The 14,485-nt window shown below is 70.2% G+C and carries 10 protein-coding genes and 2 pseudogenes; 11 read left to right on the plus strand and 1 reads right to left on the minus strand.

From position 1 onward, the window contains the following. Positions 1 to 132: 132 nt before the first annotated feature. From ASJ79_RS05875 to ASJ79_RS05900, 6 genes and pseudogenes are all read left to right on the plus strand, one after another. Positions 133 to 1,698: pseudogene (locus ASJ79_RS05875) on the plus strand (transglutaminase family protein); the annotation flags it as partial. After that, complete coding sequence (locus ASJ79_RS05880) at positions 1,698 to 4,334, plus strand: circularly permuted type 2 ATP-grasp protein (protein ID WP_067953802.1); 2,637 nt, start codon at positions 1,698 to 1,700, stop codon at positions 4,332 to 4,334. The pseudogene ASJ79_RS05875 and the gene ASJ79_RS05880, both read left to right, overlap by 1 nt. Then, on the plus strand, positions 4,301 to 5,230 hold the full coding sequence (locus ASJ79_RS05885) for a transglutaminase family protein (RefSeq protein ID WP_067953803.1): 930 nt from the start codon (positions 4,301 to 4,303) through the stop codon (positions 5,228 to 5,230). Before ASJ79_RS05880 ends, ASJ79_RS05885 begins: the two co-directional genes overlap by 34 nt. Beyond that, entirely contained in the window at positions 5,223 to 6,308 is a 1,086-nt protein-coding gene (locus tag ASJ79_RS05890) for a putative zinc-binding metallopeptidase (RefSeq protein WP_067953804.1), read from the plus strand. Before ASJ79_RS05885 ends, ASJ79_RS05890 begins: the two co-directional genes overlap by 8 nt. A 72-nt stretch (positions 6,309 to 6,380) precedes the next feature. After that, on the plus strand, positions 6,381 to 7,220 hold the full coding sequence (locus ASJ79_RS05895; RefSeq protein ID WP_067953805.1) for a DUF3097 domain-containing protein: 840 nt from the start codon (positions 6,381 to 6,383) through the stop codon (positions 7,218 to 7,220). A gap of 9 nt (positions 7,221 to 7,229) precedes the next feature. Continuing rightward, entirely contained in the window at positions 7,230 to 8,558 is a 1,329-nt protein-coding gene (locus tag ASJ79_RS05900) for a replication-associated recombination protein A (RefSeq protein ID WP_067953806.1), read from the plus strand. A gap of 83 nt (positions 8,559 to 8,641) precedes the next feature. On the opposite strand, the gene ASJ79_RS05905 is transcribed toward ASJ79_RS05900, so the two are convergent. Further along, positions 8,642 to 8,947: a GlsB/YeaQ/YmgE family stress response membrane protein gene (locus ASJ79_RS05905; RefSeq protein ID WP_067953807.1), complete on the minus strand. Its 306-nt coding sequence runs from the start codon at positions 8,945 to 8,947 to the stop codon at positions 8,642 to 8,644. Positions 8,948 to 9,058: 111 nt separating this feature from the next. Here ASJ79_RS05905 and ASJ79_RS05910 point away from each other — a divergent pair, with 111 nt between their 5' ends. From ASJ79_RS05910 to ASJ79_RS34945, 5 genes and pseudogenes are all read left to right on the plus strand, one after another. Further along, complete coding sequence (locus ASJ79_RS05910) at positions 9,059 to 9,448, plus strand: secondary thiamine-phosphate synthase enzyme YjbQ (RefSeq protein WP_197420095.1); 390 nt, start codon at positions 9,059 to 9,061, stop codon at positions 9,446 to 9,448. Positions 9,449 to 9,523: 75 nt separating this feature from the next. Then, positions 9,524 to 12,214, plus strand: coding sequence for an alanine--tRNA ligase (gene alaS, locus ASJ79_RS05915; RefSeq protein WP_067953809.1), 2,691 nt, complete (start codon positions 9,524 to 9,526; stop codon positions 12,212 to 12,214). Positions 12,215 to 12,218: 4 nt separating this feature from the next. After that, positions 12,219 to 12,746 (plus strand): Holliday junction resolvase RuvX, encoded by a 528-nt coding sequence (ruvX, locus tag ASJ79_RS05920; protein ID WP_067953810.1) that lies wholly within the window; start codon positions 12,219 to 12,221, stop codon positions 12,744 to 12,746. After that, positions 12,739 to 13,986, plus strand: coding sequence for an endolytic transglycosylase MltG (gene mltG / locus ASJ79_RS05925; RefSeq protein WP_067953811.1), 1,248 nt, complete (start codon positions 12,739 to 12,741; stop codon positions 13,984 to 13,986). The genes ruvX and mltG overlap by 8 nt, the downstream gene beginning before the upstream one ends. A 4-nt stretch (positions 13,987 to 13,990) precedes the next feature. Continuing rightward, positions 13,991 to 14,485, plus strand: a pseudogene (locus ASJ79_RS34945) (shikimate dehydrogenase); the annotation flags it as partial.

Raw genomic sequence — 14,485 nt, forward strand, 5'->3', positions numbered from 1 at the left:
TGCACGTGCGTCCGTCGCCGGCGCACGAGGACGAGGCGTGGATCTCGCTGGTCTCACCCGTTGCGGACCTGCCGCTGCAGGCGATCGTGGCTGCGGTGGACCCGCATCTGCGCGCCGAGGTCTCCGGTGACGGAGGACGCCGACGGGGTGTCGACGACCGCGCTGGTCGCCGAGATCCGGGACGGTCTGCTGTACGTGTTCCTGCCGCCCACCGAGGAACTGGAGCACTTCGTCGACCTCGTCGAGCGGATCGAGTCGGCGGCCGCGGCAATCGGTTGTCCCGTCGTGGTGGAGGGCTACGGACCGCCGGCCGACGCCCGGCTGACGTCGGTGACGATCACCCCGGATCCCGGCGTCATCGAGGTCAATGTCGCGCCGACCGCGTCGTTCGCCGAGCAGCGCGCGCAGCTCGAGACGCTCTACGAGCAGGCCCGGCTGGCCCGGTTGTCCACCGAATCGTTCGACGTGGACGGTTCGCACGGCGGCACCGGCGGCGGCAACCACATCACGCTGGGCGGCATCACCCCGGCCGATTCGCCGCTGCTGCGGCGGCCCGACCTCCTGGTCTCGCTGCTCACCTACTGGCAGCGGCACCCGTCGCTGTCGTACCTGTTCGCCGGCCGGTTCGTCGGCACCACCTCGCAGGCCCCCCGGGTCGACGAGGGACGGCCCGAAGCGCTCTACGAACTGGAGATCGCGTTCGCCGAGATCGCCCGGCTGGCACGGGCTCCGGGTGGGGCGAAACCGTGGGTCACGGACCGGGCCCTGCGGCATCTGTTGACCGACATCACCGGCAACACCCACCGCGCGGAGTTCTGCATCGACAAGCTCTACAGCCCGGACAGCGCGCGCGGGCGCCTCGGCCTGTTGGAGTTGCGCGGCTTCGAGATGCCGCCGCATCACCAGATGGCGATGGTGCAGTCGTTGCTGGTGCGCGCCCTGGTGGCGTGGTTCTGGGACGAGCCGCTGCGCGCCCCGCTCATCCGGCACGGCGCCAACCTGCACGGCCGGTACCTGTTGCCGCACTTCCTGATCCAGGACATCGCCGAGGTCGCCGCCGACCTGCGCAAGCATGACATCGACTTCGACACCAGTTGGCTGGATCCGTTCACCGAGTTCCGGTTCCCGCGCATCGGGACCGCGGTGCTCGGAGGTGTGGAGGTCGAACTCCGCGGCGCTATCGAACCGTGGAACGTGCTGGGGGAGGAGGCGACCGCAGGCGGGACCGCGCGCTACGTCGACTCGTCGGTGGAGCGTCTGCAGGTGCGGCTGATCGGCGCCGACCGGCAGCGCTTCCTGGTCACCGTCAACGGCCACCCGGTACCGCTGCTGGCCACCGACAACCCCGACGTGCAGGTCGGCGGTGTGCGGTACCGCGCCTGGCAGCCGCCCAGCGCGCTGCACCCGACGATCACCGTGGACGGTCCGCTGCGCTTCGAGCTCGTCGACGCCGCGACCGGGGTGTCGCGCGGCGGCTGCACCTACCACGTGTCCCATCCCGGCGGCCGCGCCTACGACGCACCGCCGGTCAATGCGGTGGAGGCGGAGTCGCGGCGGGCGAGGCGGTTCGAGACCAGCGGCTTCACCCCGGGCAAGGTCGATCTGGCCGATCTGCGCGAGAAGCTGGCCCGGCAGGCCACCGATGTGGGCGCACCGGGCATCCTCGATCTACGGCGAGTGCGTACCGTTCTGCAGTAATGGCCCACCCCACACGGTCTGCGCCACCCGACCAGGGTGCCGGGCCGACCGACCTCGACAACCCGCTGGCGCCCTACGGCACCATGCGGGCCCAGCAGGCGCTGTTCGACGTGCAGCCGCAGTTCGGCGGCCCGACGACCGGCTACGACGAATTCGTGGACGCGGCAGGCGAAGTGCGCCCGGCATGGCACGAACTCGCCGACTGCGTGCGCGAGCGCGGCCGCGAGGGCCTCGACCAGCTGCGCGAGGTGGTGCGCGAGCTCGTCGACAACGAGGGCATCACCTACCTCCAGACCGGCGACGACGGGGCGGTACCCGGGCCGTGGCAGCTCGACGCGCTGCCGCTGATCATCTCGGCGGCGGACTGGGACCGGCTGGAGGCGGGCCTGGTGCAGAGGTCACGGCTGCTGGACGCCGTGCTGACCGACGTCTACGGCCCGCGGCGCTCGATCACCAGCGGTGTGCTGCCGCCGCAGTTGCTGTTCGCCCATCCCGGTTATGTCCGGGCCGCCCACGGCATCGAGGTGCCCGGCCGCCATCAGCTGTTCCTGCACGGCTGCGACGTCAGCCGGAGCGGCACCGGCGACTTCGTCGTCAACGCCGACTGGACCCAGGCGCCCTCCGGTGCGGGCTACGCGCTGGCCGACCGGCGGGTGATCGCGCACGCGATCCCGGAACTCTACGAGCAGATCGGCCCGCAGCCGGTCTCGCCCTGGGCGCAGGCGCTGCGGCTGGCGCTGGTGGAGGTCGCCCCGGAGTCCGCCGAGGAACCCGTGGTGGTGGTGCTCAGTCCGGGCAGCCACTCCGAGACGGCGTTCGACCAGGCGTACCTGGCGAGCGTGTTGGGACTGCCGCTGGTCGAGAGCGTCGATCTGGTGGTCCGCGACGGCAAGCTGTGGATGCGTTCGATGGGCACGCTCAAACGGGTCGACGTGGTGCTGCGCCGGGTCGACGCCGAGTACGCCGATCCGCTCGACCTGCGTCCCGATTCCCGCCTCGGCGTGGTGGGGCTGGTCGAGGTGCTGCGTCGCGGCGCGGTGACCGTGGTGAACACGCTGGGCAGCGGTGTGCTGGAAAGCCCTGGGCTGCTTCGCTTCCTGCCCGAGCTGGGCGAAAAACTGCTCGGCGAGGCGCCGCTGCTGCAGACCGCGCCGCTGTACTGGGCGGGTATCGACGTGGAACGGTCCCACGTCCTGGCCAACCTGTCGTCGCTGCTGCTCAAACCGGTGACCGGAGGCGAGCCCATCGTCGGCCCCGAGCTGTCGGCGGCGCAGCGCGAGGTGCTGGCCGCGCAGATCACCGCCGAGCCGTGGCGGTGGGTCGGCCAGGAGCCGCCGGAGTTCTCCTCGGCGCCGGCGGACTTCCTTCCGGGCGGACTGTCGTCGTCCTGCGTCGGCACGCGGTTGTTCACGGTGTCCCAGCGGGGCGGATATGCCCCGATGAGCGGCGGCCTCGGCTATCTGGTGGCTTCGGATTCCGACAGGTATCGACTCAATTCCCTTGCCGCAAAGGATATCTGGGTTCGCGCACCGAGCCGGGTCACTGTCGAGACGAGCCCGGCGCTGCCGGTGCTGGCCATGGCGAGCCCGACGCAGGAGGTCAGCTCGCCACGCGTGCTGTCCGATCTGTTCTGGATCGGCCGCTACGCCGAACGCGCCGAGCACATGGCCCGGCTGTTGACCGTGACCCGCGAGCGCTACCACGAATACCGGTACCGCCGCACGCTCGACGGCAGCGAGTGCGTGCCGGTGCTGCTCACCGCGCTCGGCGCGATCACCGGCACCGACACCGGCGCGGGCGGCGACTACGCCGAGATCGTCGCCACCGCACCGACGACGCTGTGGTCGCTGACGGCCGACCGGCACCGGGCCGGGTCGCTGGCCCAGTCGGTGGAACGGCTCGGGCTGGCGGCGCGGGCGGTGCGCGACCAGATGTCCAACGACACCTGGATGGTGCTGTCCGCGCTCGAACGCACGCTGCTCAACGCGCCCGACACACCCCCGGATTCGAAGGCCGAGGGTGATGCGTTCCTGGCGTCGACGAGCACGCTGACCCTGACCGGGATGCTGACCCTCTCCGGGGTGGTCGCCGAATCCATGGTGCACGACGTCGGCTGGACCATGCTCGACATTGGCAAACGCATCGAGCGGGCACTTGCGGCGACGGCACTGCTGCGTGCCACCATGACCACGGTGCGCACCCCGGGCGCCGAGCAGACCGTCACCGAGTCGACGCTGGTGGCGTGCGAGTCGCTGGTGATCTACCGCAGACGCAACCCCGGCAAGTTCAGCGTCACCGGCGTCGCGGAGCTGGTGTTGTTCGACGCCGGCAATCCCCGTTCGCTGGTGTACCAGCTGGACCGGTTGCGCACGCACCTGCGATCGCTGCCCGGAGCGTCCGGGTCCTCGCGGCCCGAGCGCATGGTCGACGAGATCGCCGCCCGGCTGCGCCGCATCGAACCCGGTGAGGTGCAGGCCGTGACCGACGACGGCCGGCGGGCCCAGTTCGACGACCTGCTGGCCGCCATCCACCGGGACCTGCGCGAGCTGTCCAGCGTCATCACCGCGATCCACCTGTCGCTGCCGGGCGATATGCAGCCGCTGTGGGGGCCTCACGAACGGCGGTTGGTCCCGTGACCGGCAGCCGTTACGAGATCACCCACCGCACCGAGTACCGGTATTCCGACGTGGTCACCAGCTCCTACGGGCGGGGCTTTCTGACGCCTCGCGATTCGGCCCGTCAGCGGTGCCTGTTCCACCGGCTCGTGCTGGAGCCGGAGGCGGCCGACAGCTCCGTCAGCCGCGACGGATGGGGCAACATCAGCTCCTATTTCCATGTCACCGAACACCATCGGGTGCTGACGGTGACCAGCCGCTCCGTGGTGGAGGTCGACCCGCCGCCGCCGGACCTCTACGACGGTCCCTCGGCCAGGGCGCCGTGGGAGATCGCCCGGCCGGTGGGCGCCGACGGGGCGCTGGCCGTCGAGTTCACCCTCGATCTGCAGCCACCGGAGATCACCGACGAGATCCGGGCTTACGCCGCACCCAGTTTCGTGCCGGGCCGGCCACTGATCGACGTGCTGCGGGACCTGACGGAGCGCATCCACACCGACTTCACCTACCGCTCGGGATCGACGACGGTGTCGACCAAGGTGAGCGAGGTTTTGGCGGCGCGGGAAGGGGTATGTCAGGACTTCGCGCGGCTGGCGATCGCCTGTCTGCGTGCCAACGGTCTGGCCGCCGGCTACGTGTCGGGATATCTGGCCACCGACCCGCCGCCCGGGAAGGAACGCATGGTGGGAGTCGATGCGACGCACGCGTGGGCATCGGTGTGGACACCGCGGAATCTCTGGCTCGGGCTGGATCCGACCAACAACCAGATGGTCGACGAGCGGTATGTCACGGTCGGCTACGGCCGCGACTACGCCGACATCCCGCCGCTGCGCGGCATCATCTACACCGAGTCGGACAGCAGCGTGATCGACGTGTCCGTCGACGTGGCGCCCTACGGAGGGGGAGTGCCGGATGCGTGACTTCACGTGCCCGAACTGCGGTCAGCGGCTGGCCTTCGAAAACTCGGTCTGCCTGCATTGCGGTAGTGCCCTTGGCTTTTCGCTGGACGACATGGCGCTGCTGGTGATCGCGCCGACCGAGGAGAGCGAGCACGCCGGAGCGGTCGACGAGAGCCGATATCAGCTGTGCGCCAACCTGCATCTGGCCGAATGCAACTGGCTGGTCGAGAACGAACCGATCGCCAGACTGTGCGTGTCCTGCGCGCTGACCCGGACCCGCCCCAACGACGCCGACACCGTCGCGCTGGCCGCGTTCGCCACCGCGGAGCGGGCCAAGCGCCGGCTGATCGCCCAACTGCACGAGCTCAACCTGCCGATCGTCGGTCGTGACACCGACCCCCAGTTCGGTCTGGCCTTCGACCTGCTCTCCAGCCAGTTCGAGAAGGTCTTCACCGGCCACGAGAACGGCGTGATCACGCTCGATCTCGCCGAAGGCGACGACGTCCACCGCGAACAGTTGCGCATCTCGATGGACGAGCCGTACCGCGCACTGCTCGGCCACTTCCGCCACGAGATCGGCCACTACTACCAGTACCGCCTGATCGGCACGTCGCAGGACTACCTGCAGCGCTACCACGAACTGTTCGGCGATCCGGAGGCCGACTACCAGGCAGCTCTCGACCGGCACTACAGCGAGGGCGCACCGGCCGGCTGGGAGGACGATTACGTGTCGTCCTACGCCACGATGCATCCCGCCGAGGACTGGGCCGAGACCTTCGCCCACTATCTGCACATCCGCGACACCCTGGACACCGCAGCGGCGTTCGGGTTCGCCTCGGCGACCGCCACCTATGACCGGAGGATGTTGGGGCCCAGCGGGTTCGACACGCTGATCGAGTTGTGGTTGCCGCTGTCGTGGGCGCTGAACATGGTGAACCGGTCGATGGGCAAGGACGATCTGTACCCGTTCGTGCTGCCACCGCCGGTGCTGGAGAAGATGCGGTTCATCCACACGGTGATCGACGAGGTCACCTCCAGCCCGGCGAAGCTGGCCGAGGTCGGCGCGCCCGTCCAGGATCAGAACCAGCAGCTCGGTTAGGGGCGGCCGCAGTGCGCAACACACGGGTCGCCGTTCGGCCGAGACGGGCCCGGATGTCCCTACGATCAGCCGGTGGCTGATCGTTATGGCACCGACATCCTGGCCGACAACCCGCACCGGGCCCGCCGGCCGCGCTCGACGGAGCAGCCGATCGAGATCGGCATGGTGGTCGAGGACGCGCAGACCGGTTTCGTGGGCGCGGTGCTGCGGGTCGAGTACGGCCGGATGGTGCTCGAAGACCGGCACGGCCGTACCAAACCGTTCCCGGTCGGGCCCGGCTACCTGATCGACGGCAAGCCCATCATCCTGACTCCGCCGAAGAAGGCGGCACCGGCGGCGCCGAGGCGCACCGCGTCCGGGTCCGTGGCGGTCAAGAACGCGCGTGCCAAGGTCGCTCTGGCCAGCCGCATCTACGTGGAGGGCCGCCATGACGCCGAACTGGTCGAGCAGGTGTGGGGCGACGACCTGCGGATCGAGGGGGTGGTCGTCGAGTACCTCGGCGGCGTCGACGATCTCGCCGCGATCGTCGCGGACTTCCGCCCCGGCCCCGGGCGCCGGCTCGGGGTGCTGGTCGACCACCTGGTGGCCGGGTCGAAGGAGGCGCGCATCGCCGACGCGGTGCGGCGCGGGCCGGGCGGCGACCACACGCTGGTGGTCGGGCATCCGTTCATCGACATCTGGCAGGCCGTCAAACCCGCCCGGCTCGGCATCGCCGAGTGGCCGGTGATCCCGAAAGGCCAGGACTGGAAGCACGGCGTGTGCGCCGCGCTCGGCTGGAGGCACCGCGACCAGGCCGACATCGCCGCGGCGTGGCAGAAGATCCGCGGACGGGTGCGCGACTGGACCGACCTCGAACCCGAACTGATCGGCCGGGTCGAGGAGCTGATCGACTTCGTCACCGCGCCCGTGTAAGCAGGGAGCGTGTCCGACAGCCTGTTCGACGTGCCCGACGAGCGGTCGACGCCCGCGGCCGGGCCCGCCGGGGCGTCGTCCCCGCTTGCGGTCCGGATGCGCCCGGCCTCCCTCGACGAGGTCGTCGGCCAGGGCCACCTGCTCAAACCGAACTCGCCGCTGCGCCGCCTGGTGGAGGGATCGGGCGCGGCGTCGGTGATCCTGTACGGACCGCCCGGCACCGGCAAGACCACGCTGGCATCGCTGATCTCCCAGGCCACCGGCCGCCGGTTCGAGGCGCTGTCGGCGCTGTCGGCGGGCGTCAAGGAGGTCCGCGCGGTGATCGACGTAGCCCGGCAGGCGGCCGTACGCGGGGAACAGACCGTGCTGTTCATCGACGAGGTGCACCGGTTCTCCAAGACCCAGCAGGACGCGTTGCTGGCCGCGGTGGAGAACCGGGTGGTGCTGCTCGTCGCCGCCACCACCGAGAACCCGTCGTTCTCCGTCGTCGCGCCCCTGCTGAGCCGCTCGCTGATCCTGCAGCTGCAGCCGCTGACACCGGCCGACGTCACGACCGTGATCCGGCGGGCCATCGACGACCCCCGCGGTCTGGGCGGCAAGGTGACCGTCACCGACGAGGCCGTCGAACAGCTCGTGCAGCTCTCCGCGGGCGACGCACGCCGGGCGCTCACCGCGCTGGAGGTGGCGGCCGAGTCAGGTCAGGAGGTGACCGTCGAGGTCATCGAGCAGTCCCTCGACAAGGCGGCCGTGCGCTACGACCGCGACGGCGACCAGCACTACGACGTCGTCAGCGCGTTCATCAAATCCATCCGCGGCTCCGACGTCGACGCCGCGCTGCACTATCTGGCCCGGATGCTGGTCGCGGGGGAGGATCCGCGGTTCGTCGCGCGCCGGCTGATGATCCTCGCCAGCGAGGACATCGGCATGGCCGATCCGACCGCGTTGCCGATCGCGGTGGCCGCAGCGCAGACCGTGCAGCTGATCGGTATGCCGGAGGCGCAGCTGACGCTGGCGCACGCCACGGTGCACCTCGCGACCGCGCCGAAGTCCAATGCGGTGACCACCGCGCTGGGCGCGGCGATGGCCGACATTCGTGCCGGCAAAGCCGGACTGGTGCCCGCGCATCTGCGCGACGGCCACTACTCGGGAGCTCAGAAGCTGGGTAACGCGGTGGGCTACAAGTACTCCCACGACAGCCCCGACGGGGTTGTCCCGCAACAGTATCCGCCCGACGAGCTGGTCGGTGTGGACTACTACCGGCCCACCGGCAGGGGGGCCGAGCGGGAGATCACCACGAGGGTGGACAAGCTGCGCGCGATCATCCGCCGCAGACGCTGACCGGCCCCGTACATCCCGTACATGAGGTGATCCCGACTGGTCGGGGGCCCAGCCGGGATCACCAAAGGGGGGTCTGAGCGGGTTTAACGCATCATCCCCGTGCGTCGGCCCATGACTCCGGTCTTGCGTCGGCCCATCAGTGCGGCGACGAGCGCGACGCCGATGGCCGCGACGACGACCTGGACGAGCAGTTCGAGCCAGTCGATGCCGTTGGTGACGGTCGGGATGCCGACGGCGCGGGCGATCGCGGTGCCGATGAAGGCCGACACGATGCCGACGAGGATGGTGACGAGCATGCCGATCGGCTGCTTGCCCGGCAGGACGAGCCGGCCGAGTACGCCGACGACGATGCCGACGAGGATTGCGCTGATGATGCCGGTGATGGTCATTTTCTCCTCCAAGCGATGTCTGGCTGCCGCAGAGATACCCAACCGGTGGGTCAATAAACGCCCGCGTCAACCTGGTTGGCGACTCGTACCCTCGAGCGGGTGAACACCGAAGTGCTCGACGTCGACACCTCCCGCCGACGCCTCGTCGATCTCACCTCCGCGGTGCGGGACTTCTGCGCGGCGCAGAGTGACGGCCTGTGCAATGTGTTCGTCCCGCACGCGACGGCGGGGCTGGCCGTCATCGAGACCGGCGCCGGCTCCGACGACGACCTGCTCGACGCGCTGGACCGGCTGCTGCCGCGCGACGACCGCTACCGGCACGCCCACGGCTCACCCGGCCACGGCGCCGACCACGTGATGCCCGGGCTGGTGTCGCCGTCGGTGACGGTGCCGGTGGCCGGCGGGGAGCCGCTGCTGGGGACCTGGCAGAGCATCGTGCTGGTGGACCTGAACAGGGACAACCCGCGCCGATCGGTACGGCTGAGCTTCGTGTCGGGGTGACGGTTCCGGCGGGTACCCGACCGGTACTGTGGTGCGGTCGAGTATTCGCAGGTTGAACCGAAGGACAAGAGGAACGTGCAGACACACGAGATCAGGAAGCGGTTCCTTGATCATTTCGTGAACGCGGGTCACACCGAGGTGCCCAGCGCTTCGGTGATCCTCGACGATCCGAACCTGTTGTTCGTCAACGCGGGCATGGTGCAGTTCGTCCCGTACTTCCTCGGGCAGCAGACGCCGCCGTGGGACCGGGCGACCAGCGTGCAGAAGTGCATCCGCACCCCCGACATCGACGAGGTCGGGATCACCACCCGGCACAACACGTTCTTCCAGATGGCCGGAAACTTCTCGTTCGGCGACTACTTCAAGAAGGGCGCCATCGAGCTCGCCTGGACCCTGCTGACCAACCCGCAGGACCAGGGTGGGTACGGGTTCGACCCGGAACGGTTGTGGGCCACCGTCTATCTGGACGACGACGAGGCGATCGGGCTGTGGCAGGAGGTGGCCGGGCTGCCGGCCGAACGCATCCAGCGCCGCGGCATGGCCGACAACTACTGGTCGATGGGAATCCCCGGGCCGTGCGGCCCGTGCTCGGAGATCTACTACGACCGTGGACCCGAGTACGGCGTCGAGGGCGGCCCCGAGGCCAACGAGGACCGCTACATCGAGATCTGGAATCTCGTGTTCATGCAGAACGAGCGCGGCGAGGGCACCTCGAAGGACGACTTCGAGATCCTCGGTCCGCTGCCGCGCAAGAACATCGACACCGGCATGGGCGTCGAGCGCATCGCGTGCCTGCTGCAGGGTGTGGACAACGTCTACGAGACCGATCTGGTGCGGCCGGTCATCGACCTGGTGGCCGGGATCGCGCCGCGCGGGTACGGGCAGGGCAACCACGACGATGACGTGCGGTACCGCATCATCGCCGACCACAGCCGCACCGCGGCGATCATCATCGGCGACGGGGTCAGCCCCGGTAACGAGGGTCGCGGCTACGTGCTGCGCCGGCTGCTGCGCCGCATCATCCGCGCCGCGAAGCTGCTCGGCGTCGACGACCCGATCATGGCCCAGCTGATGAGCACCGTCCGCGACGAGATGAGCCCGTCCTACCCCGAGCTCGCGGCCGACTTCGAACGCATCCAGCGCATCGCGGTGGCCGAGGAGACGGCGTTCAACCGGACGCTGACCGCAGGCTCGCGACTGTTCGACGAGGCCGCCGCGGCGACGAAGAAGTCCGGGGCCACGGTACTGTCGGGCAGCGACGCGTTCACGCTGCACGACACCTACGGTTTCCCGATCGATCTGACCCTGGAGATGGCCGCCGAGGCCGGGCTGAGCGTCGACGAGGAAGGTTTCCGCGGCCTGATGGCCGAACAGCGCCGGCGCGCCAAGGCGGACGCGGCGGCGCGCAAGCAGGCGCACACCAACCTGTCGGCGTACCGCGACCTGGTCGACGCCGGGCCCACCGAGTTCACCGGGTTTGACGAATTGACCACCGAGGCAAGGATTCTCGGAATTTTCGTGGACGGCCGGCGGGTTCCGGTGGTGTCCCATGAAGGCCCGGACGCCGGGCAGGTCGAGTTGATCCTGGACCGCACCCCGTTCTACGCGGAGGCGGGCGGGCAGATCGCCGACGAGGGAGCCGTCACCGGCACCGGCGCCTCCGGGACGGCCAAGGCCGCGGTCACCGACGTGCAGAAGATCGCGAAAACCCTGTGGTCGCACCGCGTCAACGTGGAGTCCGGTGAGTTCGTCGAGGGCGACACCGTCGTCGCGGCCGTCGACCCGCGCTGGCGGCACGGCGCCACCCAGGGCCACTCGGGCACCCACATGGTGCACGCGGCGCTGCGGCAGGTGTTGGGGCCCAACGCCGTTCAGGCCGGCTCGCTGAACCGGCCGGGCTACCTGCGTTTCGACTTCAACTGGCAGGGCGCGTTGACGGACGACCAGCGCTCGCAGATCGAGGAAGTCACCAACGAGGCCGTCGAAGCCGACTTCGAGGTGCACAGCTTCACCACCGAGCTGGAGAAGGCCAAGGCGATGGGCGCGATGGCGCTGTTCGGTGAGAACTATCCCGACGAGGTCCGCGTGGTCGAGATCGGCGGGCCGTTCTCGCTGGAACTGTGCGGCGGCACCCACGTGCGCAGCTCGGCGCAGATCGGCCCGGTGACGATCCTCGGGGAATCCTCGGTGGGGTCGGGGGTGCGCCGCGTCGAGGCCTACGTCGGGTTGGACTCGTTCCGGCACCTGGCCAAGGAACGCGCGTTGATGGCCGGGCTGGCATCGTCGTTGAAGGTGCCGTCCGAGGAGGTGCCCGCCCGCGTGGCCACGCTGGTCGAGCGGCTGCGCGCCGCCGAGAAGGAACTCGACCGGCTGCGGCTGGCCAGCGCCCGTGCGGCGGCGGTCAACGCCGCCGCGGGTGCCGAGCAGATCGGCGGTGTCCGGTTGGTGGCGCAGCGGATGGCAGGCGGCATCTCCGGCGGGGACCTGCGCTCGCTGGTCGGCGACATCCGAGGCAAGCTCGGTGCGGACGCGGCGGTGATCGCTTTGATCGCCGAGGGCGACAACGACTCGGTCCCGTTCGTGGTGGCGGTCAACCCGGCCGCCCAGGACAAGGGGTTGCGCGCCGACGAGCTGGTCAAGGTCATGGGCGCCGCGGTCAACGGCCGCGGTGGCGGCAAGGCGGATCTGGCTCAGGGGTCCGGTAAGGGCGCGGCCGGTATCGACGCGGCGCTGGCGGCGATACGCGCGGAGATCGGCCGGAGCTGACCGGGTGTCCGCCACCGACTCGACCAGCCGCACGCCTGACCGGCCGGGGGATCCGAGCAGGGCGCCGGATCCGGGGCGTGGGCGTCGGCTCGGCGTCGACGTGGGCACCGTCCGGATCGGGGTCGCGGTCAGTGACCCGGACGCCGTCCTGGCCACACCGGTCGAGACGGTTCCGCGGGACAAGCGCGGAAACCGGCACGTGCGCCGGCTGGCCGCGTTGGTCGACGAGTATCAGGTGGTCGAGGTCGTGGTCGGGCTGCCACGGACGCTGGCCGACCGGGCCGGGTCCTCGGCGCAGGACGCGGTGGACGTCGCGGATGCGCTGGCCGGGCGTGTCGCGCCGGTACCGGTACGGCTGAGCGACGAACGTTTCACGACGGTGACGGCGCAGCGGGCCCTGCGGGAGGCAGGTGTCCGTGCCCGCGGCCAGCGATCGGTGATCGATCAGGCCGCGGCGGTGGGGATCCTTCAGAACTGGCTGGACCAGCGGCGGGCAGCGCTGTCCGCACACGGAGAGGTCTCGGATGACTGACGACTGGCGGAGTGACCGGGCCGAGCCGCTGGCGGTCGGGCCGCCGCGGCAGCGGATGACCCGGCGGGAACGTGCCCGTCAGCAGCGCTACCGACGCAGGCGGCGGATCGCGGCGGTGTCCGCGCTGACGATGCTCGTGCTCATCGTGATCGGCGCGGTGTTCCTCGGTTCGCGGATGTGGCACTCGGTGTTCGGTGGTTCGGGCGACGACTACGCCGGGGAGGGCGTCAACGACGTCGTGATCCAGGTCAACGACGGCGACTCCACCACCGCGATCGGGCAGACCCTGCACGACAACAACGTCGTCGCCAACGTGAAGGTCTTCGTCGAGGCCGCCGACGGGAACGCGGCGATCTCGGCGATCCAGCCCGGCTTCTACAAGGTGCGCACCGAGATCCCGGCGGCCGACGCCGTGAACCGGCTCGCCGATCCGGGCAACCGCGTCGGCAAGCTGGTGATCCCCGAGGGCCGCCAGCTCGACGACGTGCGCGACGTGAAGACCAACGCGGTCACCGAAGGCATCCTGACGTTGATCGCCAACGCGTCGTGCGTCGACCTCGACGGTGAGCGCAGCTGCGTCTCCGCCGACGATCTGAAGAACGTCGCGGGCAGCGCCGACCCCGCCGAGCTCGGAGTGCCGCAGTGGGCGACCGACGCCGTCGACGCGCTCGGCGCGGATCACCGCAGGCTGGAAGGACTGATCGCGCCGGGGTCCTGGAACATCGACCCGTCGGCCGGGCCGCAGGACATCCTCGCGACGCTGATCTCCGAGAGCACCACGCAGTACGAAGCGGGCGGTCTGCTCGACGCCGCCGGCGCGGCCGGCATGTCGCCGTACGAGGTCCTGACGGTCGGCTCCCTGGTGCAGCGGGAAGCGACTCCCGAGGACTTCTCCAAGGTGGCGCGGGTGATCTACAACCGGCTGGCCGAACAGCGCACCCTGGAGTTCGACTCGACGGTGAACTATCCGCTGGACCGCATCGAGGTCGCCACCACCGACGCCGACCGCGCGCAGGGCACGGAGTGGAACACCTATGTGCGCCCCGGCCTGCCGGCGACCCCGATCTGTTCGCCGAGCCTGCCCGCGCTGCTGGCCGCCGAGCAGCCCGAGCCGGGGGACTGGCTCTACTTCGTGACCGTCGACATGCAGGGCACCACGCTGTTCACCCGCGAGTACGAGCAACACCTGGCCAACATCGAGATCGCCCGGCGCAACGGTGTCCTCGACTCCGCGCGATGACGCGATGAGCGGCGGTGCCCGGCGCGCGGCGGTGCTGGGGTCTCCCATCGCCCATTCGCGTTCTCCGCAGCTGCACCTGGCGGCCTACCGCGCGCTCGGGCTGACGGACTGGACCTACGACCGCATCGAGTGCACCGGCGAGGAGTTGCCCGGCGTGGTGGCGGGGTTCGGTCCCGAGTGGGTCGGGGTGTCGGTGACGATGCCCGGCAAGTTCGCCGCGCTGCGGATCGCCGCCGAGGCGTCCGAGCGGGCCCGGCTCGTCGGATCGGCGAACACGCTGGTTGTTCCAGGTGTACTGGGACTGCCGCACCGCCAGCCACAGCGATTGCACCAGCGCCGACACCGGCGTGGCCGGGGCGGGGCCATCGTCGGCGGGCGGACGCAGCCCGACCCAGGTGAGGACGTCGGTGACCATGCTCTCGACCGTGACGGGCCGTGAGCTCACCGCGGTGCGCAGCGCCGAAGCGGGCGCGGGCGCGGTGGTCGTCTCGGTGTCCGG

It is taken from the genome of Mycobacterium sp. NAZ190054, from assembly GCF_001545925.1.
GTDB lineage: Bacteria > Actinomycetota > Actinomycetes > Mycobacteriales > Mycobacteriaceae > Mycobacterium.